Annotated in this window: 17 protein-coding genes; 9 read left to right on the forward strand and 8 right to left on the reverse strand. The window is 68.7% G+C overall.

Annotated features, from left to right (window positions below):
- Positions 1 to 153 precede the first annotated feature (153 nt).
- Positions 154 to 696 (reverse strand): hypothetical protein, encoded by a 543-nt coding sequence (locus tag PV646_RS05325; RefSeq protein WP_500340337.1) that lies wholly within the window; start codon positions 694 to 696, stop codon positions 154 to 156.
- Positions 697 to 814: 118 nt separating this feature from the next.
- Between PV646_RS05325 and PV646_RS05330 the strand changes: the two genes are divergently transcribed.
- Entirely contained in the window at positions 815 to 1,501 is a 687-nt protein-coding gene (locus PV646_RS05330) for a hypothetical protein (RefSeq protein WP_500340338.1), read from the forward strand.
- Positions 1,502 to 1,769: 268 nt separating this feature from the next.
- On the opposite strand, the gene PV646_RS05335 is transcribed toward PV646_RS05330, so the two are convergent.
- Positions 1,770 to 2,189, reverse strand: coding sequence for a cupin domain-containing protein (locus PV646_RS05335; protein WP_500340340.1), 420 nt, complete (start codon positions 2,187 to 2,189; stop codon positions 1,770 to 1,772).
- A gap of 74 nt (positions 2,190 to 2,263) precedes the next feature.
- Between PV646_RS05335 and PV646_RS05340 the strand changes: the two genes are divergently transcribed.
- From PV646_RS05340 to PV646_RS05350, 3 genes are read left to right on the forward strand one after another with little or no spacing between them, the layout of a single operon-like run.
- Entirely contained in the window at positions 2,264 to 3,919 is a 1,656-nt protein-coding gene (locus tag PV646_RS05340) for an FAD-binding dehydrogenase (protein ID WP_500340341.1), read from the forward strand.
- 57 nt (positions 3,920 to 3,976) lie between these two features.
- Positions 3,977 to 4,456, forward strand: a complete 480-nt coding sequence (locus PV646_RS05345) for an NADPH-dependent FMN reductase (protein WP_500340342.1) — start codon at positions 3,977 to 3,979, stop codon at positions 4,454 to 4,456.
- Positions 4,453 to 4,920 (forward strand): flavin reductase family protein, encoded by a 468-nt coding sequence (locus PV646_RS05350; protein WP_500340343.1) that lies wholly within the window; start codon positions 4,453 to 4,455, stop codon positions 4,918 to 4,920. Before PV646_RS05345 ends, PV646_RS05350 begins: the two co-directional genes overlap by 4 nt.
- Here the strand turns inward: PV646_RS05350 and PV646_RS05355 are convergent.
- Complete coding sequence (locus PV646_RS05355; RefSeq protein ID WP_500340344.1) at positions 4,909 to 6,603, reverse strand: FAD/NAD(P)-binding protein; 1,695 nt, start codon at positions 6,601 to 6,603, stop codon at positions 4,909 to 4,911. The two genes, PV646_RS05350 and PV646_RS05355, sit on opposite strands and share 12 nt — an antisense overlap.
- A 192-nt stretch (positions 6,604 to 6,795) precedes the next feature.
- On the opposite strand from PV646_RS05355, the gene PV646_RS05360 reads away from it, so the two are divergent.
- The 4 genes from PV646_RS05360 to PV646_RS05375 all read left to right on the forward strand — a co-directional run bounded on the left by PV646_RS05360 (position 6,796) and on the right by PV646_RS05375 (position 11,471).
- Entirely contained in the window at positions 6,796 to 7,896 is a 1,101-nt protein-coding gene (locus PV646_RS05360) for an LLM class flavin-dependent oxidoreductase (protein WP_500340345.1), read from the forward strand.
- Positions 7,893 to 8,360 carry a GNAT family N-acetyltransferase gene (locus PV646_RS05365; RefSeq protein ID WP_500340346.1) on the forward strand — a complete coding sequence of 156 codons (468 nt, stop codon included), beginning with the start codon at positions 7,893 to 7,895 and terminating at the stop codon, positions 8,358 to 8,360. The genes PV646_RS05360 and PV646_RS05365 overlap by 4 nt, the downstream gene beginning before the upstream one ends.
- A gap of 180 nt (positions 8,361 to 8,540) precedes the next feature.
- Positions 8,541 to 10,574 carry an EAL domain-containing protein gene (locus PV646_RS05370; RefSeq protein ID WP_500340347.1) on the forward strand — a complete coding sequence of 678 codons (2,034 nt, stop codon included), beginning with the start codon at positions 8,541 to 8,543 and terminating at the stop codon, positions 10,572 to 10,574.
- Between the two features lie 66 nt (positions 10,575 to 10,640).
- Positions 10,641 to 11,471 (forward strand): S1C family serine protease, encoded by an 831-nt coding sequence (locus tag PV646_RS05375; RefSeq protein ID WP_500340348.1) that lies wholly within the window; start codon positions 10,641 to 10,643, stop codon positions 11,469 to 11,471.
- Between the two features lie 51 nt (positions 11,472 to 11,522).
- Here the strand turns inward: PV646_RS05375 and PV646_RS05380 are convergent, their stop codons facing one another.
- Positions 11,523 to 12,755 carry a class I SAM-dependent methyltransferase gene (locus PV646_RS05380; RefSeq protein WP_500340349.1) on the reverse strand — a complete coding sequence of 411 codons (1,233 nt, stop codon included), beginning with the start codon at positions 12,753 to 12,755 and terminating at the stop codon, positions 11,523 to 11,525.
- Positions 12,756 to 14,063, reverse strand: a complete 1,308-nt coding sequence (locus PV646_RS05385) for an FAD-binding oxidoreductase (RefSeq protein ID WP_500340350.1) — start codon at positions 14,061 to 14,063, stop codon at positions 12,756 to 12,758.
- 113 nt (positions 14,064 to 14,176) lie between these two features.
- Between PV646_RS05385 and PV646_RS05390 the strand changes: the two genes are divergently transcribed.
- On the forward strand, positions 14,177 to 15,715 hold the full coding sequence (locus tag PV646_RS05390) for an acyl-CoA dehydrogenase family protein (RefSeq protein WP_500340351.1): 1,539 nt from the start codon (positions 14,177 to 14,179) through the stop codon (positions 15,713 to 15,715).
- Between the two features lie 6 nt (positions 15,716 to 15,721).
- Here PV646_RS05390 and PV646_RS05395 read toward each other — a convergent pair whose 3' ends face one another.
- Genes PV646_RS05395 through PV646_RS05405 form a run of 3 tightly spaced genes read right to left on the reverse strand, consistent with a single transcriptional unit; the run spans position 15,722 to position 20,384 of the window.
- A complete protein-coding gene (locus PV646_RS05395) occupies positions 15,722 to 16,873 on the reverse strand; it encodes an acyl-CoA dehydrogenase family protein (RefSeq protein ID WP_500340352.1) in 1,152 nt (383 codons plus the stop codon).
- Between the two features lie 5 nt (positions 16,874 to 16,878).
- A complete protein-coding gene (locus PV646_RS05400; protein ID WP_500340353.1) occupies positions 16,879 to 18,792 on the reverse strand; it encodes an acetyl/propionyl/methylcrotonyl-CoA carboxylase subunit alpha in 1,914 nt (637 codons plus the stop codon).
- Positions 18,793 to 18,794: 2 nt separating this feature from the next.
- On the reverse strand, positions 18,795 to 20,384 hold the full coding sequence (locus tag PV646_RS05405) for a carboxyl transferase domain-containing protein (RefSeq protein WP_500340354.1): 1,590 nt from the start codon (positions 20,382 to 20,384) through the stop codon (positions 18,795 to 18,797).
- Positions 20,385 to 20,511: the final 127 nt, after the last annotated feature.

Here is a 20,511-nt window from a genome sequence, read left to right on the forward strand (position 1 = left end):
TGGACTGTTCAGTCGCTTGAAAAAGCGCGCTTTTAGTGCCACGCATTTCTTTTCAGCAACGGAACGAGCAACCACCCTCCAGTCAAGAGCTGATAGAGGGGAATGTCAAGGCTGCGTCAACGGTGAACGATGTTGACGTGTAACGACTTCCGGTCAGCGGGCGATGGACCGATCGCTATTCCCGCCCATTAGCTCACGCAATCTCGTTCGCAGCCGACCGACGATCCCCTGCCGGGTCGCGAGCGCTTTGGGCTGCGCTCCGCACGCCGGACAGTTCGCCCGGTGCACGGCAAGCGCCTGCTGGAGTTCCGTCACGTGCTTCGCGGTCCGTTCGGGCACGGACTCCTTTTTGATCGAGAGCAGGCTCAGCTCGGTCAGCGTCCGCTTGCCGCTGTGGAGCCTGATCATCGGCGCGATGGTGTGGAAGAAGATCAGATTCCGCTTGCGCCGCGGTTCGACCCTCTCGACGTCGCACCACTCGATGGTGGTCTGCCGGTCGAGGCCGTTCGACGTGATGCCTTCCGGGGTGAGCTTGGTGCCCAGGCTCACCGTGCGCCACGCGACGGTCGCGCCCATCAGGAACCACAGGCCGCCGAACACGTAGGCGTACCAGGGGCCGTTCCTGGCCGCGAGCGGACCGATCGCGGCCACGGCGACGCCGAGGCCGAACAGGACCCATCTCCACCTGGTGTGCATGTCTCCATCCTGTTTACCCGATTCCGCACGACCCACCCACCTCCTCAACGCCCGCGACGCCGGAGTTGTTGAGATCGTTCGGCAGGACTGAGGGCTTTTCAGGCGCTACCTTGCGCCCATGGACCTGAAGCCGGTCGCCGACGAGCTCTACGGGCTGCCACCGAAGGAGTTCACCGCGGCCCGCAACGCCGCGGCCAAGCAGACCGACGACAAGGACCTGGCCAAGGCCATCCAGGACCTCCGCAGGCCGACGGTGGGCGCCTGGGCGGTCAACAAGCTCGTCCGGGACGCTCCGGAGGGCCTGGAGGAGGCCCTGGGGCTCTCCACGGCCCAGCTGACCATGCGCGAGCTGGGACGCAAGCGCAAAGAGCTGATGGAGGCCCTGGTCTACCGCACCCTGGAGCTGACGGGCCCGCTCGCGGACGACGCCGTCACGCAGGTGCGCAACACCCTGACCGCCGCGATGGCCGACCCGGAGTCCGCCGAGCAGGTGCGCGCCGGCCACCTCACCAAGGGCCTGGAGTACTCGGGGTTCGGGTTCGCGCTGCCGACGCCGGAGCCTGCGCAGGAGGGCGAGGACGCGCTCGCCCGCAAGCGGCGGGAACGGCAGGAGAAGAAGCGCGCCGAGGCCCAGCAGGCGGTGGACGAGGCGGAGCAGGCCGTGGGCGAGGCCCAGGCCGACCAACTGGCGGCGCAGCGGGCGTTCGACCGGGCCGCGGAACGGCTGGAGGACGCCAAGCGCGTCACGTCGGCGGCGGAGAAGGCGCGGAAGGCCGCCGAGCGCAGGCTCCACGACCTGGCGTGAGCGAGTGATCACCGCAAGGCGACGAACCTGAAGGCCGGCTGAAGGAATTGAGCCTGGTCACAGTGAAAGCCGACCGGAACACAGCGGTCCGGTTGTACGTTCAACAATGTGGTTGGCCGCTGGCGCTCGAGCTGCGCGCCGGGGCGATCCGACACCCCCAGGTCGGAAATGCCCTTCCGCAGGTGTGCGTGCTCGCGCCGCGGTCAACCCGCCGTCGGCCGGCACTCCGGTAAACCCCCCTCACCGGTAGTGGCGGTCGGCGGCACCCTCAGAGGTTGTATTGGTCGTGACGCTCGTAGAACGCGACCAGCTCCTCCTCCGACAGGCCCTTCGCGGCCCCGACCTCCAGGAAGAAGTCCTCGCGGGCGATGCCGGGCGAGAACAGGATCAGCATCCGGACCGGGGCGTCGCTGTCGTTGCGGAACGCGTGCGGCCGGTCGGCGGGCACGTAGAGGAAGTCGCCCTCGCCGGCACGCACCCACTCGTCGCCGTCCAGCAGCGTGATCTCGCCTTCGAGCACGTAGAACGACTCGGAGAACGTCTTGTGGAAGTGCGGACGCGCGCCCGGCTGACGGGCCTCCATCCGCCACTCGAACAGGCCGAACTCGCCGTTCGTCACGGAGCCGGGAGCCACGAAACGCGTGGTCCGGGTCGTGAAGCCCACCTCGGAAGCCGGTCGGAAGCTCATGCGGACAGCTCTCCCCAAAAAGTGAAATTGACTCAGGTCTCGTGCGTGACCAGCGGTCGATCTAGACTCGCCCGATGGCACATGACGCGGATGTCATCGTCGTCGGCGCGGGCCTCGCAGGTCTCGTCGCGACCGCAGAGCTCGCCGACGCGGGTCGCAAGGTCATCCTCCTCGACCAGGAGCCGGAAGCGTCGCTCGGCGGCCAGGCGTGGTGGTCGTTCGGCGGGCTGTTCCTGGTGGACACCCCCGAGCAGCGACGGCTTCGGGTCAAGGACTCGCACGACCTGGCGTTGCAGGACTGGATGGGCTCGGCGGCGTTCGACCGGGACGAGGACCACTGGCCCCGGCTGTGGGCACAGGCCTATGTGGACTTCGCCTCCGGCGAGAAGCGCTCCTGGCTGCACAACATGGGAGTCCGTTGGTTCCCGTTCGTGCAGTGGGCGGAGCGCGGCGGCTACCTGGCCGACGGGCACGGCAACTCGGTGCCGCGCTTCCACGTCACGTGGGGCACCGGGCCGGGCATCGTCGAACCGTTCGAGCGCCGGGTGCGGGAGGGTGTCGCGAAAGGACTCGTGACGCTGAAGTTCCGCCACAAGGTCACGAGCGTCGACGTCACGAACGGCGTGTGCGACGGCGTGTCCGGTGACGTGCTGGAGCCCTCGTCGGTCGAGAGGGCCGAACCCAGCTCGCGGACCGCGGTCGGCGAGTTCTCGCTGAAGGCGCAGGCCGTGATCGTCACGTCCGGTGGCATCGGCGGCAACCACGACCTGGTGCGCAAGAACTGGCCCGAGCGGATGGGCAAGCCGCCGAAGTTCATGCTCGCCGGTGTGCCGGACTTCGTCGACGGCTCGATGCTGGAGATCACCCAGAAGGCCGGCGGCGCGATCATCAACTCCGACCGCATGTGGCACTACCCCGAGGGCATCGCGAACTACGCGCCCGTGTGGTCGCGGCACGGCATCCGCATCCTGCCCGGCCCGTCGCCGCTGTGGCTCGACGCCGACGGCAAACGCCTGCCGATCCCGCTGTTCCCCGGCTTCGACGCGCTGGGCTCGCTGGAGCACATCACCAGGAACGGCCACGAGCACTCGTGGTTCGTGCTGAACAAGCGGATCATCGGCAAGGAGTTCGCGCTGTCGGGCTCCGAGCAGAACCCCGACCTGACGGGCAAGGACACGCGGGCGGTGCTCAAGCGCGCGCTGCCGGGTGCCGTCGCGCCGGTCGAGGCGTTCGCGCAGAAGTCCAAGGAGTTCATCCAGGCGGGCACGGTCGCGGATCTCGCCCGCGGCATGAACGCGCTCACCGGTGACGGCAGGATCGACGCGGCCGCGCTGGAGAAGGTGATCGTCGAGCGCGACCGCCAGGTGACCGCGGGGCTGAGCAAGGACATGCAGATCAACGCGATCCGCCAGACCCGGAACTTCCTGACGGACAAGCTGATCCGGGTCGTCGAGCCGCACCGGCTGCTCGACCCCAAGGCCGGTCCGCTGATCGCGGTCAGGCTGTCGGTGCTCACCCGCAAGACGCTGGGCGGCCTGCACACCGACCTGTCGTCGCGGGTGCTCGACCCGTCCGGCGAGGTGCTGCCGGGCCTGTACGCCGCCGGTGAGGCCGCCGGGTTCGGTGGCGGCGGTGTGCACGGTTACCGCGCGCTGGAGGGCACGTTCCTCGGCGGCTGCCTGTTCTCCGGACGGGTTGCCGGACGGTCGGCGGCGGACGCCGTCAAGTAGTTCTCGCGTGGTGGACGCGGGTTGACGGTCCCCGAGCTTGCGGCTGTGCTGGAAGGCATGACGCAGATCGGTGTTCTGGTCGGCAACCCGCGGCCCGCCTCACGCACGCTGCAGGCGGCCCTGGCCCTGCGCGAGGCCCTCGCCGCGACGCTGGGCGTGCCCGTCGAAGGGCCCGTCGTCGAGGCGGCGGAGCTGGCACCCGCCGTGTTCACGGAACCGGACACGATCAAGGCCGCACTGTCGACCCTCGGCCAGGCCGAGGTCCTGGTCGTCGCGACGCCGACGTACAAGGCCGCGTACACCGGCCTGCTCAAGGCCGTGCTGGACCAGGCACCACCGGGCTGGCTCCGCGGCAAGCTGGTCGTACCGCTGCAGATCGCGGCGGCCGACAAGCACGCGCTGGCCGTCGAGGTGCACCTGCGGCCGGTCCTGGCCGAGCTGGGTGCCGTTGTGCCCCAGGCCTTCTTCCTCAACGAGTCGGCGCTTCCCGCCGACGCCGCGGACTTCGACCTCGACGCGCTGAAGGTGCTGCGATGAAGGAACAACTGCGCGACGCGTTGAAGCACCACGCCCAGGCCGTCACGATCGTCACGGCCACCGGCCCGGAAGGTCCGGTCGGCACCACGGTCTCCTCGTTCACGTCGGTGAGCTTCGAACCGCCGCTCGTCGTCGTGTGGATCGGCGAGGGCGCCTCGGTGTGGCCGGTGCTGCGGACCGCTCCCCTGTTCGCCGTGCACCTGCTGGAGGCCGCGCAGACCGGGCTGGCGGACCTGTTCGCCACGAAGGGCGTCGACCGGTTCGGACCCGGGACGCGGTGGCAGGAGGACGAGGACGGCGTGCCGTGGTTGCTGGACGCGCCGGTCCGGTTGCGGTGCAGGACTGCCCGGCGGATCGCGGTCGGTGATCACGTCGCGCTGGTCGGGGAGCCGTTGGACATCACGCACTCCGACATCGCGACGCCCCTGGTGCGGCACCAGGGGCGGTACACCTCAGTCGCCTAGGACTTTCAGGATCTCGCGCGCCAGCACGTCGTTCTGCCGGAACGCGGGCGCGTTCGTCTGAGGCCGCGCGAAGGCCGCGAACGCCTTGCCCGTGGTGTAGGGCCCGACCGCGAACCTGGCCGGGTCCTCGTCACCGCGCTCGTTGATCAACCGCCCGACCGGTGACACCCGCACCAGGCCGGCGGCGTCCTCGGAGACGTCGCCGACCGCGCGCAACGACCTCAGCACCGGATCCGCCGTGCGCGACAACGAGTGCGTGGGCAGGCGGGCCTCGATCAGACCGTTGGCGCGCACCACGTCCGGTGTCGTCGCGCTGCCCGCCACGAAGGCGTCCTCCTCCGCCTCCACCCACATGTCGGCGCCGAGGAACCGGACGATTCCCGCGCGCGACAACGCCAGCAGCTCCTCCAGCCGGTCCGGCGGCGGGCCCGAGGCCAGGTAGCTGAAGTAACCGTGCCACCAGCCGTCGAACGGCATGAGGCCCGCGAGCTGGCCGTAGACCGACAACAGAGCCAGGAACGCCCCCAGATCGGCGCTGTGCCGGGGATCGGAGCGCCTGGCCACATCCGCCTCGACATACGCGCGCAGGTGCTCCTGGAACTCCTCGGCGGTCGCGAAGGTCACGCCCGCCAGCGGCCGATCCAGCCGTTCGAAGTCGATGCGGTCGGCCGGGTCGGGCACGGCCAGCTCCTCCAGCTCACGCATCTCGTTGCTGTACCAGGGCAAAGCCGTGAACGACGCGGCGAACTCCACGAACGGCATCCGCACCAGACCGGGGTGTCCGGTGAAGAGTTCGTGGTAGTGACCCCACGCGATCTCCTTGGCCATCAACGGCCACACGTCGTCCCGGAAGTCCAGCTCACGTCCCTGCAAGGCGTCCGCGACGAAGAAGTGCGGCAACGACGGACGTGTTCCCTGCAGCCGGTAGCCGGTCTTCGAGTGGTAGGGCACGCCACGCCGTGAGCCCACGTACAGCGTCGGCTCCAGACCCGATGGCACGTAGGAAAGTCCCTCAGCGGTCCGCACGTACCGCCCGCCGCGTCCCTCGGTCAGCAGCACCATCAGGTCGACGAACGCGAGCCCGAACCCGCGCAGCACCACGTCACCGGACACCGCGGAGAGGTCCGCGTCGGCCGAGTAGAGCGGCGGCACGTAGGTCAGGCCGTGCTCCGACGCGTGCTCGGCGAGCTTGCGGTGCTCGGGTTCGAGGTCGGCGTCGAGGTGCCCGAGCGCGAGCACCAGCACGTCGCCCCGCAACGACTCCCCGTTGTCCAGCCACACCCAGTCGCCGACGACCTTCAGAGCCGTGGCCTGATGCACGGTCACAGAGATGCTCGGAGGCAGAGATTTCCTTACGTGGTCGAAGAACCACTCCAGGTACCGGCTCTGCACCTGACGTGACGGGAAGGCTGTCGGGTCGACGTCGGTCCACTCGGCCAGCGACGGCCCCGGGCGAACCGGGCCGATGCCGTCGAACGAGGAGTCCGTGAAGACCGTCACGTCCTCGGCCATGGAGTTCATGCGCAGCAACGGGGATTGGGCGTGCCGCCACACCCGGCCCGCACCGGGCGGGAACGGGTCGACCACGTGCACGGCCAGCGGCACCGCGGGTGACTGGGCGGCGAGGCGTTCCAGCAGGCCGGCGGCACGAGGGCCGCCACCGATAACGACGAGTGAGCGCATGCGCGTCTTTCCGTTGGAGGACAACGAGAAACGAGCCGCGCCCCTCAACGCGAACACCACCACGGTACCCCGCGCGTGCAAGCAAATCCCGCTCTGTGGACATCGTTGCGGCATCCCCGATCGAGGTGTGCACTCGAAGGCGCGCCTCCCTCAACGCGCCCTCACTCCCACTACCAGTTCGGGGAATCGGTCATGCCAGTCGAGTTTCTCGGGATCGCCGCCACGAACGACGAATCGGAAACGACGCCGCGTTCGTCCAGCGGCGCGTTCGACAAGGACTACACGCTCAGGCTCGCCAGGGCGCACGAGGAGCACGGGTGGGACCGCGTGCTGTTCGCGTACGGGTCGGGCGCGCCGGAACCGTCCGCAGCGGCCGCCTACCTCGCCAGCAAGCTCGACAAGTTGCAGATCCTGCTCGCCCACCGCCCGAACGTCAGCTACCCGACGTTCGCCGCCAAGACGTTCGCGACGCTCGACCAGATCAGCGACGGCCGGCTGACCGTGCACTTCATCACCGGCGGCACGGACCACGAGCAGCAGCGCGAGGGCGACTACCTGTCCAAGGACCAGCGCTACGGCCGCACGCGCGAGTACATCCAGATCGTCAAGAAGGCCTGGACCAGCAGGTCCGCGTTCGACCACGACGGCGAGCACTACCACTTCGCGGACTTCGTGAGCGACGTGTTCCCCGTGCAGCAGCCACGCCCGAACGTGTCGTTCGGCGGTTCCTCCCCCGCGGCCTACGCGGCGGGCGGCGCGGAGGCCGACATCTTCTGCCTGTGGGGCGAGCCGCTGGCCGAGACCGCGCAGCAGATCGAGTCCGTGAAGCAGGCGGCGAAGGACGCCGGGCGCACGGACTCCCCGCGCATCCAGGTCGCGTTCCGGCCGATCATCGCGCCGACCGAGGAGTTGGCCTGGGAGAAGGCTCACCGCACGGTCGACCGGATCGAGGCGCGGAAGGCCAACGGGCCGTTGAGCCGCCGCCACTCGCTGACGAACCCGGAGAACACCGGTTCGCAACGCCTTCTGGCGGTCGCGGAACGCGGTGAGCGATTCGATCGTGCTTTGTGGACGCCCACCGCGAAGGCGACCGGTGGCGCGGGCAACTCCAACGCGCTGGTCGGCACTCCGGAGACCGTCGCGCAGGCGTTGCTGGACTACTACGACCTCGGCGTCGACATCCTGTCCGCGCGTGGGTACGACCTGCTCGACGACGCGATCGACTTCGGCCGGTACGTGATTCCGATCGTGCGCGAGGAGGTCGCCAAGCGCGACCGGGCCAACGCCGCATGACGACTCTCGAAGTGCGCCGCGTCCGGCAATCGGATCCGGAAGCGGCGCCATTGGTCGCCGAGCTCACGTACGAATACACGTCTCGATACGGCCCGATGGGCGCAGAAGAGATGCAACGACCGGCGGACGTGTTCGAGCCACCAAACGGTCAGTTCCTCTTGCTCATGGAATCCGGCGTCGCGGTCGCCGGTGGTGCGTTCAAGCGGTACGACGCCGAAACAGCCGAGATGAAGAGGATTTGGACCCATTCGCAACACCGCAGGCGTGGATTGGCACGGCGGGTTCTCGTGGAACTGGAGAACGAGGCCAGAACGTTTGGATACAACAGGATCTACCTGACCACCGGGCCGCGCCAGCCTGAGGCGAAAGGGTTGTACCTGGCGACCGGTTACACACCGTTGTTCGATGTTGAGACAGACCCCCTCACAATTGGCCCGCTGGCCTTCAGCAAGGTGATTCATTAGTTCAAACGAGTGAATTCGTGGCGGATCAGTCGATTCCAGACCGGGATTCGAGGTTCGGTTGGACAGGTCGTGACTGATCAGTAAGCTTGCCGGTTGGACCCACTCATGGTGGTGGTACCGCGCCAGGCGATCAGCAGTTCACCCCGGTCCCCACGAATGGCCACCTGAAGCTGAATGAACATGGTCGACACCCGAGAGCCAGCCGTTCACTGGGCGGCGGCGATCTCCAACACCCTCGTCGCGAACTTCACGCGCGAGAAGCTCGAGCGACTGCTCGCGGGGTACGTCGAGCAGTTGCTCGGCGGTGGGGTGCGCGAGGCGCGGCAGGTCGGCCGGTCCATGGTCGAGCACGACTTCATCGCCCCGTCGACGCTGGAGCAGTCGCTCGCGTCGCTCAGTGAGCACACGGCGGCCACCCAGGCCCAGCTGGCCGCGCTCGCCGCCGGGTACGCGGAGGAGCTGCGCAACCGCACGCTCGACCAGCAGGAGCTGAGCCGCACGGCCGCGATCACCACGATGCGCCGGGCCGAGGCCGCGGTCAGGGCGAGTGAGGCGAAGTTCCGGGCGATCTTCGAGAGCGCGGCGTTCGGCATCGTCGTGAGCGACCTCAAGGGCGACATCATCGACGTCAACGAGGCGTTGCTCGTGATGCTCGACTACAAGCACGACGACGTCCGCAAGATGAGCGGCCGCGACCTCGTGCACCCGGACGACCGGGCGGGACTGCGGGAGCTGACGAAGCAGCTGATCGCGTCCGAGCACGACAACGTCAGGGTCGAGAAGCGGATGGTCCGCAGCGACGGTGAGACCATCCAGACGCACATGGCGATCTCGGTGGTGCGCGAGGAGGACGGCACACCGCCGTATCTCGTCACGATGATCGAGAACATGAGCGAGATGCGCGCTCTGCAGACCCAGCTCGTGCGGCAGAGCCTCAACGACGTGCAGACGGGCCTGCCGAACCGCGCGCAGTTCCTCGGCTGGCTGGAGGGCGCGGTCGGGTCGAAGGGGCCGGAGTCGCTCGCCCTCGTGCAGGTGGACATCGACGGGTTCCGCGGCATCAACGACGCGTTCGGGCACGAGACGGGCAACCGGGTGCTGATGCACGTCGCGACGCAGCTGCGGACGGTGTTCCCCGAGGAGGTCGCCAGGGTCGCACGCATCGGCGAGGACGAGTTCGGCGTCCTGGTCAAGGACCCGCGCGACACCACGTCCGTGATCGCCCTGATCGACGAGTTCACCGCGCTGCTGGAGGAGCCGACCTGGATCGACGGCCACGGCGTCGGCGTGACGACCAGCGTCGGCATCGTCCCGCGCGCGGCCCGCGGCGGTGACGCGGCGGACCTGCTGCGCGCGGCGGACGTGACGGTCGCCTGGGCCAAGCGCGACGGCAAGGCGCAGTGGGCGTTGTACGACAGGGAACGGGATCAGCGCGACCGGGAGAGGTTCGCGCTCGCCGCGTCGATCCCCGGCGCTCTGGAGGAGGACCAGTTCCGCATCGACTACCTGCCGGTGCGCTCGCTGACCGACTCCTCGGTGCTCGCCCTCGAAGCCAAGATCGTCTGGGACCACCCCTCGCGGGGCGTGCTGTGCCCCGAGATGTTCCTGGGCCAGGCCACCGGCAACGGCATGATCGTGCGGCTCGCGCGCTGGGCCCTCGAAGAGGCCTGCACGCAGATGAGCTCGTGGCACCAGACGCTCGGCTCCCGGACGCCCGAGCTGACGATCGACCTGCCGCTGCGGCTCTGCCAGGAGCCGGAGCTCGTCGCCGAGGTCGTCCGCGTGCTGGAGCGGACGGGCCTGCCCGCGTCGTTGCTGCGCTTCGAACTGCACGAGCACGTGCCGACGTTGCTGAACGACGACCAGCTCGACGAACTCACGATCCTCGCCGAACGCGGTGTCGGCCTGGTGGTCGACCAGGTGAGCGGAGGCAACGTCGGCGTCGGCCGGCTGCGCGTGCTGCCGTGGAGCGGCCTGAAGTTCAACAGCGCCGTCTCGCACGCCTTCGGCCCCGAGGCGCTCCGGATGGAGGAGACCGCCGCGGTGGCCCTGCTGCGGTGGGCGGTGATGCTGCGCCTGCCCCTGTACGCCGACGGCGTGCAGACCGCCGCCGAGGCGTCCCGGCTGGCGGAGCTGGGCGTGACGGGCGCGCAGGGCCCGCACTTCGGCCACGCGCTGTCGGCCGCAGAGGTCTCCGCGCTGCTTCTCAGCTAGTTCTTATCAGGGTTTTCGAGGGTTTCGGCACAGGTGGCTCACATGATGGGGGTCCATCGTGGAGTCATGACCGAGCAGAGCTTCCCCGCGATGAGCGGGTCACTGGTGGAACCGCAGCCCGTCGTCGTCGCCCCGAAGTTCTGGCGCCGAACGGCCCCGATGCTCACGGCCGCGGCACTCGTCGCCGGCCTGTTCGGGGGCGTCACCGGAGCGGTGATCGCCTCACCGGACAGCACACCCACGTCGACTTCCGTCTCCGCGCAGACGATCTCGAACACGTCCACACTGGACTGGAGCAGCGTCGCCTCCGACGTGCTGCCCTCCGTGGTCCAGGTGAACGTCGGCAACGGCCTCGGCTCCGGCGTGATCCTCTCCGCCGACGGCAAGATCCTCACCAACAACCACGTCATCGCCTCCGCCGGCGGCCAGATCACGGTGAAGTTCAACGACGGGCGCGAACTGCCCGCCACCGTCGTCAACGCGGACGCCACCTCGGACCTCGCCGTGCTGCAGGTCTCCGGAGCCTCCGGCCTCACGCCGATCAAGTGGGCGAACTCGGACTCGGTGAAGGTCGGCGACGCGGTGATGGCCATCGGTTCGCCGTCCGGGCTGCAGGGCACCGTGACGACCGGCATCGTGTCCGCGCTGGACCGCAAGGTGACCGTGCCCGGTGAGACCCGGCGCTCACAACCCGTGTCGTACCAGGCGATCCAGACCGATGCGTCGATCAACCCCGGCAACTCCGGTGGCGCGCTGGTGAACGCGGCCGGTGAGCTGATCGGGATCAACTCGGCGATCTACTCGCCGGCCACGAGCAGCGGGGAGGCCGGGAGCGTGGGGATCGGGTTCGCGATCCCGGCCGACACGGCCAAGCAGATCGTGAACCAGTTGAGCTGACAGCCCTCAGAACTCAGGGCCGCGGCACCGAGCCGCGGCCCTTCGTCGTTGTCAGGACAGCCAGTCCGGGCGCAACGGCATGTGCGACGTCGTCCCCTCCAGCTTCACCCCGAGGATCTGGTGCAGCTGGATGTTGTTGCGCTCGAACCCGAGCCGCGACGCCGCCAGGTACAGCCGCCACACCCGCGCCCTGGCCGCCCCGACCTCCTCGACGGCCTCGTCCCAGTGCTCCTCGAGGTTGCGGGCCCAGGCGGCGAGGGTCAGCGCGTAGTGCTCGCGGATGTTCTCCTCGTGCCGCACCTCGAACCCGGTGTCGTGCATCTGCGACACGAGCAGCCCCGGTCCGACGAGTTCGCCGTCCGGGAACACGTACCGGTTGATGAACGGCCCGGACAGCGCCCGCTGCTTGTTGTCCGGGCGGGTGATGCAGTGGTTCAGCAGCCGTCCGCCCGGCTTGAGCTTGCGGTACAGCGACGCGAAGTACGCCGGTAGCTGCGCCTTGCCGATGTGCTCGGTCAGGCCGATGGACGACACCGCGTCGAACCCGGTCTCGCGCACGTCGCGGTAGTCGAGGTGGCGCACCTCGGCGAGGTCGGACAGGCCGGCCTCGAAGATCGCCTTCTGGGCGAACTCCGCCTGGTTGCGGGACAACGTCACGCCGATCGCGCGCACGCCGTACTCGCGGGCGGCGTGCATGACCATGCCGCCCCAGCCGCAGCCGACGTCCAGCAGCCTCATGCCGGACTTCAACCCCAGCTTGCGGGCCACCAGGTCGTGCTTCTCGAACTGGGCTTCCTCCAAAGTGGACTCGAGAGTCGGGTACACCGCGCACGTGTAGGCCATCGACGGGCCGAGGACCCACTCGTAGAACTGGTTCGAGACGTCGTAGTGGTGAGCGATGGCCTGCGAGTCGCGGGCCTTCGAGTGGCGCATGCCGTGCAGGCGGGTCTCCTGCGGCGGCGGTGCCACCTTGTGCGCGAACCGGATCCGTCCGAGGAACCGGAGCAGCTCCACCCGTTGCAGCACGGGCAGTTCGCGCAGCGAGAACTCGGAGAGCTGGGCGAGCCCGGCGTGCACGTCGCCGAGTATCTCCAGGTGACCGGTCACGTAGGCGCGGGCGAGGCCGAGCTCGCCCGGCGCGGAAGCGAGGTAGGACAGGGCTTCCGGTGTCCTGATGTCGATCGAGACCGGAGCTGAGTCAGGCCCGGCGGCACTGCCGTCGTAGGCCTTGAACCGAACGTCGTTGCCACCCGTGATGCGCTGGAAAATGGAGGCCAACCGCATTCATCGTCCCCTGACACACTTGGCGTACAGATCAGGCAGGCGGTTCGTCTGGTCGTACCGGGCCTTCACGGACCGGTAGTGCGAACCGTTGTAGTGCCGCCAGAACTCGTCCTCGGTGTAGTAGGAGTCCGAGTACAGCGACTTGTGGCCGCCCAGCCGCGCCACCTCGCGCTCGATCAACCGGTTGCGGTCACCCATCTTCTCCCCCGGTCGTACCGGGACCTCCGACCAGAAACCGACGTTCACGTACAACTTGTCCGCGTCCATCGGGTAAAGCGGCCAGCCCGTGTCGTCACGCAGGCGGACCGGGCACAGCCACACCGGCGAGATGCCGATCTCGCGGTCGAAGAAGTCGAGGAAGTCGGCGAGTCCTCCGACCGGGATCTCGACGTCCTGGATCACCGGCTCGACGTCCGTGCGCGGCCGCAGCTGCCGGTGCTTGGCGACGAGCTTCCGGTACACGTCCGAACGCAGGTAGCGCTTAGGCCACATGCGACGGACGACCGGGTTCTGCGCGCCGAACGCCCGCGAGCACCAGAACCAGTCGGTGTCCCAGCGCCACAGGTAGTCGTGGATCGTGAGGTGGTCCGTGCGGCGCTTCTGGATGGACCGGTAGTAGATCTGGTTGCCGGTGTAGTCCGACGTGTAGGGCGCGATGTCGGCGTAATGGCCCAACGTCAGGTACATCTCGCCCCGGGAGAACACGGTGCCGTCGACGAAGTCCGCAGAGCCGTCCTCGCAGACCTCCTCGATGACGGCGGCGCACTCCTCGAACGAGCCGAACGGCACGTGCCGCAACCGGACGTACTGGCGCACCGGTTCCAGCTCGATCTCCAGCCGCAGCGCGTAACCGAGCGTGCCGTAGGAGTTCGGGAACGCGCGGAACAGGTCGTCGTCCGGCTTGGAGACGACGACCTCGCCGTCGCCGGTGAGGATCTCCAGCTCCCGCACGGACTCGTGCGGCAGCCCGTTGCGGAAGGACGTGGACTCGATGCCGAGTCCCGCTACCGCACCGCCGATGGTGATGGTCTTGAGCTGCGGCACCACCAACGGCATGAGGCCGTGGGGAAGTGTCGCGGCGACGAGGTTCTCGTAGGTGGTCATGCCCTGCACCTGTGCGGTGCGTCCGACCGGGTCCACGGACAGGACCTGGTCGAACCTGCCGACGTCGAGTCCGCCGGCCTGGTCGGCGCGAAACCGGAAGAGGTTCGACGTCTTCTTCGCGAGCCGCACCGGCGCACCTTCGCGCATCGCGGCGTACTGCGCGCTCAGCGCAGCCACGGCCGAGCTGTGCCCATGGTCACTCACCAGAACGACGTTATTCCTCGTCACCGCCGTTGTCGCGCCCAAAAGCCCGAATGGGCCAGCGATCTCCTCCGGCACCCTGTCCGAAGTTACTTGCGAGTAGTAACGTGCGGGGCATGGCTACGCACGAGGTGACCAACCAGGTCCCGCCACTGAGCGGTCACGACGTCGCGGACGACCCCGCCCTGCTCAGCTGGGTCGACGACGCCGAACTGCACGCGCTCGGCAGGCTCGCGGGCAGCCGCGAGTGGCAGGAGCACGGCAGGCTCGCAAACGCTTTCCCGCCGGTGCTGCACACGCACGACCGGTATGGGAACCGGATCGACGAGGTCGAGTTCCACCCTGCGTGGCACGAACTGATGAACGTCGCCGTTTCGCACGGTTTGCACGCCTATGTCGACGGTGGGCACTTGGAGCGCGCGGCCAGGTTCTACGTGTGGTCCCAGGTCGAGGCCGGCCACGGATGTCCGATTTCGATGACTTACGCGTCCGTGCCCGCTTTGCGCGTGGCGCCGGAACTGGCCGAAAGTTACGAACCCCTTCTCACCGCACGGAACTACGACTTCGGCCTCGACCCGCCGCTGTCGAAGCGCGGCCTGATCGCCGGCATGTCGATGACCGAGAAGCAGGGCGGGTCGGACGTCCGCGCGAACACCACGGTCGCCAGGGCCGTCCAGGACGGGTACGTGCTGACCGGGCACAAGTGGTTCACCTCGGCGCCGATGTCGGACGTGTTCCTGACGCTCGCGCAGGCGCCCGGCGGCCTGACGTGCTTCCTCGTGCCCCGCGTGCTCCCGGACGGCACGCGCAACCGGTTCTTCCTGCAGCGTCTGAAGGACAAGCTGGGCAACAAGTCCAACGCGTCCGCCGAGATCGAGTACGACGAGGCCTTCGCCCACCGGGTCGGTGACGAGGGCCGCGGCGTGCGGACCATCATCGAGATGGTCAACATGACCAGGCTCGACTGCGTCCTCGGCACCGCGGCGGGCATGCGGCTCGGGCTACGGCAGGCAGCGCACCACGCCGCGCACCGCAAGGCGTTCGGCAGCTACCTGATCGACCAGCCCGCCATGCGCAACGTGCTGGCGGACCTCGCGATCGAGTCCGAGGCGGCGACCACGACCGCGATGTGGCTGGCCGAGCACCGGCCGCGACTCGGGCTCGCGATCACCAAGTACTGGGTCTGCAAACGCGGCCCGGTGCACGCCGCCGAGGCGTTGGAGTGCCTGGGCGGCAACGGCTACATCGAGGACAGCGGGATGCCGCGGCTGTTCCGCGAGTCACCGCTGATGTCGATCTGGGAGGGCTCCGGCAACGTCGCCGCGCTCGACGTCCTGCGCGCCATGAAGAGGGAACCCGATTCGGTGCAGGAGTTCCTCGCGGCCGTCACCGGGGTCGACCGGCGCATCGACAGGGCGTTGAACGAGCTCGGCACCGCGCTGTCCGATGTGGACGAGTCGCAGGCGCGCCGGGTCGTCGAGAAGATGGCGCTGATCCTGCAGGGTGCCCTGCTCGTCAAGCACGGGCACCCCGCCGTCGCGGACGCGTTCCTCGGCTCACGGCTCGGCGGTGACTGGGGAGTCGCCTTCGGCACGCTCCCCAGGTCGACCGACTTCGCCTCGATCATCGACCGGGCGGTGCCGAAGATCCAGTGACGTGACTCAGAGACCCAGTTCGCGGGCGATCAGCATCTTCTGCACCTCGGAGGTGCCCTCGCCGATCTCCAGGATCTTGGCGTCGCGATAGAACCGGCCGACCGGGTACTCGTTCATGAACCCGTACCCGCCGAAGATCTGCGTGGCGTCGCGGGCGTTGTCCATCGCCGCCTCGGACGAGACGAGCTTCGCGATGGCCGCCTGCTTCTTGAACGGCTCGCCGCGCAGCATCCGGGACGCCGCCTCGTAGTAGGCCAGGCGCGCGGTGTGGACGCGGGCCTCCATCTCGGCGATCTTGAACTGGATCGCCTGGTACGTCCCGATCTTCGCGCCGAACGTCTCGCGCTCGTGGGCGTAGCGGACCGACTCGTCCACGCAGCCCTGGGCGAGGCCGACCGACAGCGCGGCGATGGCGACGCGGCCCTCGTCCAGCGTGCGCAGGAACTGGGCGAAACCGCGGCCACGCGTGCCGAGGAGGTTCGCGGCGGGGACGCGGCAGTCCTGGAAGGACAGTTCGCGGGTGTCGGAGGCGTTCCAGCCGACCTTGGAGTACTTCTTCGACACCGTGAAGCCCGGGGTGCCGGACGGGACGATGATCGAGGAGATCTCCTTGCGGCCGTCGGGCTGCGTGCCCGTGACCGCGGCGACCGTGACCAGGCCGGTGATGTCCGTGCCGGAGTTCGTGATGAACGCCTTGGTGCCGTTGATGACCCACTCGTCGCCGTCGAGGCGCGCGGTGGTGGCCAGAGCGCCCGCGTCGGTGCCGGAGCCGGGCTCGGTGAGGCCGAACGCGCCGAGCTTCTCGCCGGACGTCAGTGAAGGCAGCCACTCGGCCTTCTGCTCGTCGGTGCCGAAGCGGTAGATCGGCATGGCGCCCAACGAGGTCGCCGCCTCCACCGTGATCGCGACGGACGAGTCGACGCGCGCGAGTTCCTCGAGCGTGAGGCACAGGGCGAAGTAGTCGCCGCCCATGCCGCCGTGCTCCTCGGGGAACGGCAGGCCGAGCAGGCCCATCTGCCCCATCTTCGCGACGATCTCGTACGGGAACTCGCAGCGCTCGTAGAAGTCGCCGATGACCGGGGCGACCTCGTCGCGCGCGAACTCCTCGACGGTCTTGCGCAGGTCCTCGTACTCGCTCGGGAGCCTGAAGTCCAACATAACTGTCACTCCTCGTGAGAGACGACGAGGGCCAACACCTGGTCGAGTGCGACCTGCTGGCCTGCTTGCACGTTCACTTCGGCGAGCACGCCGTCGACCGGTGCGGTCACGGTGTGCTCCATCTTCATGGCCTCGACCACGAACAACGCTTGACCGGCGGTCACTTCCTCGCCCTGCCGGGCCCGGACCACCAGAACGGTTCCCGGCATCGGCGACTTCACCGGACCACCGGACGCCTGAGCACCGTCGGCGGCACCGACCAGGAACTCGGCCTCGACCAGCGCCCAGGAGGCACCGTCGTGGCCCAGCCACAGCACGTCGCCATCGCGGGCCATCGCGTACCGGCGCGAGCCGACGAGCAGGTCGGCGCCTTCCCTGCGCGCCTTCGCGCGGACCGCTTCTCCGGCGCCCACAACGACCTCCTCGCCGCGCACGCGCACGTCGACGTCGTTGATCCGCCAGGTCGTCCAGGCGTGGTCGCCGACGCGCCAGCCAGAGAGCTGATCCCACGGGTCGTCGCCGTGCGGCTGCAACGAACGCTCCAGGCCGGCCGCCACGTACACGTCGTCCGGAATCTCGGCGGACGTCAGCGCGTCCAGCTTGCGCTCGACCAGGCCGGTGTCCAGAGCACCCGCGCGGACGTCCTCGTCGCGCAGAAGTGCCCGCAGGAACGGGATGTTCGTCGTGACGCCGAGCAGCACCATCCGGCCGAGCGCGTGGTCGAGGCGCCTGAGCGCTTCCTCTCGGGTGCGGCCGTGCGCGATGACCTTGGCGAGCATCGGGTCGTAGTCCGAACCGACGACAAGTCCTTCGTACAGCCCGGAGTCCACGCGGACGTCGGACGGCTCGCTCAACGCCAGCACCCGGCCACCGGTCGGCAGGAAGCCGCGCGACGGGTCCTCGGCGTAGACGCGGGCCTCGACCGAGTGACCGTTCAGTTCGACGTCGAGGTCCAACACCTCACCGGACGCCACGCGGAGCTGCCACTCGACGAGGTCGACGCCCGTGACCATCTCGGTCACCGGGTGCTCGACCTGCAGCCGGGTGTTCATCTCCATGAAGAAGTAGTCGCCGGAGGCACCGTCCACGATGAACTCGACGGTGCCCGCGCCGACGTAGCCGACGGACTTCGCGGCGTCGACCGCGGCGGAACCCATGGCCTCGCGGACCTCGGGCGTGAGGAACGGCGACGGCGCCTCCTCGATGATCTTCTGGTGCCGCCGCTGGAGGCTGCACTCGCGCTCACCGAGGTGGATCACGGTGCCGTGCGCGTCGCCGAGGACCTGGATCTCGATGTGGCGCGGGTTCGTGATGAACCGCTCGATCAGCAGCGTGTCGTCACCGAACGACCCGCGCGCCTCCCGCCGGGCCGACTCGATCGCCTCGCGCAGCGCCGATTCCTCGTGCACCAGCCGCATGCCCTTGCCACCACCGCCGGCGGAAGGCTTGAGCAGCACCGGAAAACCGATCTCCAGGGCCGCTTCGGCGATCTCGTCGTCGGACATGCCCGCACGGGTGCGGCCCGGCACCACGGGAACGCCCGCCGCCGACACCGTCAGCTTCGCGCGGATCTTGTCGCCCATCGCGTCGATCGCCGACGCGGGCGGTCCGACGAACACGATTCCCGCTGCGTCACAGGCAGCGGCGAACGCGGTGTTCTCGGCGAGGAAGCCATAGCCGGGGTGGATCGCCTGCGCGCCAGTGGACACGGCGGCCGCGACGATCTTCTCGATGGACAGGTAACTTTCGCGGGCCGCGGCGGGCCCGATCCGCACGGCCTCGTCGGCCAGCTTGACGTGCAACGCCTCGACGTCCGCGTCGGAGTACACGGCGACGGAACGAATCCCGAGCGACCGCAACGCGCGGATCACCCTGACCGCGATCTCTCCGCGGTTCGCCACCAGAACGCTGTCGAACATGATCACATCCGGAAGACGCCGTAGGAAACATCGTCGATGGGGGCGTTCGCCGCACTGGACAGGGCCAGTCCCAGCACCGTGCGGGTGTCACGCGGGTCGATCACACCGTCGTCCCAGAGCCGCGCGGTCGAGTAGTACGGGTTGCCCTGGTCCTCGTACTGCTGGCGGATCGGCGCCTTGAACTCCTCTTCGTCCTCCGCCGACCACTCGTCACCGAGCTGGTCGCGGCGGACGGTCGCCAGAACGGACGCCGCCTGCTCCCCGCCCATCACGGAGATGCGGGCGTTGGGCCACATCCACAGGAAGCGCGGCGAGTACGCCCGGCCGCACATCGAGTAGTTGCCGGCGCCGAACGAGCCGCCGATGATCACGGTGAACTTCGGGACGCGCGCGCAGGCCACCGCCGTCACCATCTTGGCGCCGTGCTTGGCGATGCCGCCCGCCTCGTACTCGCGGCCGACCATGAAGCCGGTGATGTTCTGAAGGAAGACCAGCGGGATGGACCGCTTGTCGCACAACTGGATGAAGTGCGCGCCCTTCACGGCCGACTCGCCGAACAGGATGCCGTTGTTCGCGATGATGCCGACCGGGTGGCCGTGGATGCGCGCGAAGCCGGTGACGAGCGTCTGCCCGTACTCCTTCTTGAACTCCTGGAACTTCGAGCCGTCGACGACCCGTGCGATCACCTCTCGCACGTCGTAGGGCGTCCGGGAATCCGTCGGCACCACGCCGTAGAGATCGCTGTCGACCGCGGGGGCCTCGATCGGCGCGACGTCCCACGGCCGCTGCACGCGCGGGCCGAGCGTCGAGATGATCGAGCGGACCATCCGCAACGCGTGCGCGTCGTTCTCCGCCAGGTGGTCGGTGACGCCGGACGTGCGCGAGTGCAGGTCGCCGCCGCCGAGGTCCTCGGCACTGACCACCTCACCGGTCGCGGCCTTCACCAGCGGCGGACCGCCGAGGAAGATCGTGCCCTGGTTCCGGACGATGATCGCCTCGTCGCTCATCGCCGGCACGTACGCACCGCCGGCGGTGCACGACCCCAGCACGGCGGCGATCTGCGGGATCCCGCGCGCCGACATCGTGGCCTGGTTGTAGAAGATCCGGCCGAAGTGCTCGCGGTCCGGGAACACGTCGTCCTGCTTCGGCAGGAACGCACCGCCGGAGTCGACGAGGTAGATGCACGGAAGGTTGTTCTGCAGCGCCACTTCTTGCGCGCGCAGGTGCTTCTTGACCGTGATCGGGTAGTAGGTGCCGCCCTTGACCGTGGCGTCGTTCGCGACGATCACGCACTCACGGCCGGACACACGCCCGACGCCCGTGATGATGCCCGCGGCCGGTGCATCGTCGCCGTACATGCCGTTGGCAGCCAGCGGCGACAGCTCCAGGAACGGCGAGCCGGGGTCGACCAGCGTGTCCACGCGCTCGCGGGGCAACAGCTTGCCCCGGTCGACGTGACGCTGACGCGCCTTCTCGGGACCGCCTCGCGCGGCGACGGCCAGCTTGCTCCGCAGCTCGTCGACGAGCGCGGTGTGCTCCTTGGCGTAGCGGTCCGACGGCTCGGCTGCGCTGCGCAGGACAGGTGCGTCCATGCTCCCCAGACCTCAGGTTAGCGGGCGTTAACAAGGCCATGTTAACGCCCGCTCACCTAGCGGTCCACAGGAACGGCTCGAGAGTGACCCGAACGCAGGTCAAGCGGCACTTCGGGCACTCTCACGT

Source organism: Streptomyces sp. ID05-26A, assembly GCF_033794685.1.
Taxonomy (GTDB): domain Bacteria; phylum Actinomycetota; class Actinomycetes; order Mycobacteriales; family Pseudonocardiaceae; genus Lentzea.

What these genes read in the sequence shown, in the direction of transcription:
- PV646_RS05380 (WP_500340349.1), bottom strand. Translation starts at nt 12,755, where the DNA reads ATGCGGTTGGCCTCCATTTTCCAGCGCATCACGGGTGGCAACGACGTT.
- PV646_RS05345 (WP_500340342.1), top strand. Translation starts at nt 3,977, where the DNA reads ATGACGCAGATCGGTGTTCTGGTCGGCAACCCGCGGCCCGCCTCACGC.
- PV646_RS05340 (WP_500340341.1), top strand. Translation starts at nt 2,264, where the DNA reads ATGGCACATGACGCGGATGTCATCGTCGTCGGCGCGGGCCTCGCAGGT.
- PV646_RS05350 (WP_500340343.1), top strand. Translation starts at nt 4,453, where the DNA reads ATGAAGGAACAACTGCGCGACGCGTTGAAGCACCACGCCCAGGCCGTC.
- PV646_RS05370 (WP_500340347.1), top strand. Translation starts at nt 8,541, where the DNA reads ATGGTCGACACCCGAGAGCCAGCCGTTCACTGGGCGGCGGCGATCTCC.
- PV646_RS05405 (WP_500340354.1), bottom strand. Translation starts at nt 20,384, where the DNA reads ATGGACGCACCTGTCCTGCGCAGCGCAGCCGAGCCGTCGGACCGCTAC.
- PV646_RS05360 (WP_500340345.1), top strand. Translation starts at nt 6,796, where the DNA reads ATGCCAGTCGAGTTTCTCGGGATCGCCGCCACGAACGACGAATCGGAA.
- PV646_RS05395 (WP_500340352.1), bottom strand. Translation starts at nt 16,873, where the DNA reads ATGTTGGACTTCAGGCTCCCGAGCGAGTACGAGGACCTGCGCAAGACC.
- PV646_RS05400 (WP_500340353.1), bottom strand. Translation starts at nt 18,792, where the DNA reads ATGTTCGACAGCGTTCTGGTGGCGAACCGCGGAGAGATCGCGGTCAGG.
- PV646_RS05330 (WP_500340338.1), top strand. Translation starts at nt 815, where the DNA reads ATGGACCTGAAGCCGGTCGCCGACGAGCTCTACGGGCTGCCACCGAAG.
- PV646_RS05325 (WP_500340337.1), bottom strand. Translation starts at nt 696, where the DNA reads ATGCACACCAGGTGGAGATGGGTCCTGTTCGGCCTCGGCGTCGCCGTG.
- PV646_RS05355 (WP_500340344.1), bottom strand. Translation starts at nt 6,603, where the DNA reads ATGCGCTCACTCGTCGTTATCGGTGGCGGCCCTCGTGCCGCCGGCCTG.
- PV646_RS05335 (WP_500340340.1), bottom strand. Translation starts at nt 2,189, where the DNA reads ATGAGCTTCCGACCGGCTTCCGAGGTGGGCTTCACGACCCGGACCACG.
- PV646_RS05375 (WP_500340348.1), top strand. Translation starts at nt 10,641, where the DNA reads ATGACCGAGCAGAGCTTCCCCGCGATGAGCGGGTCACTGGTGGAACCG.
- PV646_RS05390 (WP_500340351.1), top strand. Translation starts at nt 14,177, where the DNA reads ATGGCTACGCACGAGGTGACCAACCAGGTCCCGCCACTGAGCGGTCAC.
- PV646_RS05365 (WP_500340346.1), top strand. Translation starts at nt 7,893, where the DNA reads ATGACGACTCTCGAAGTGCGCCGCGTCCGGCAATCGGATCCGGAAGCG.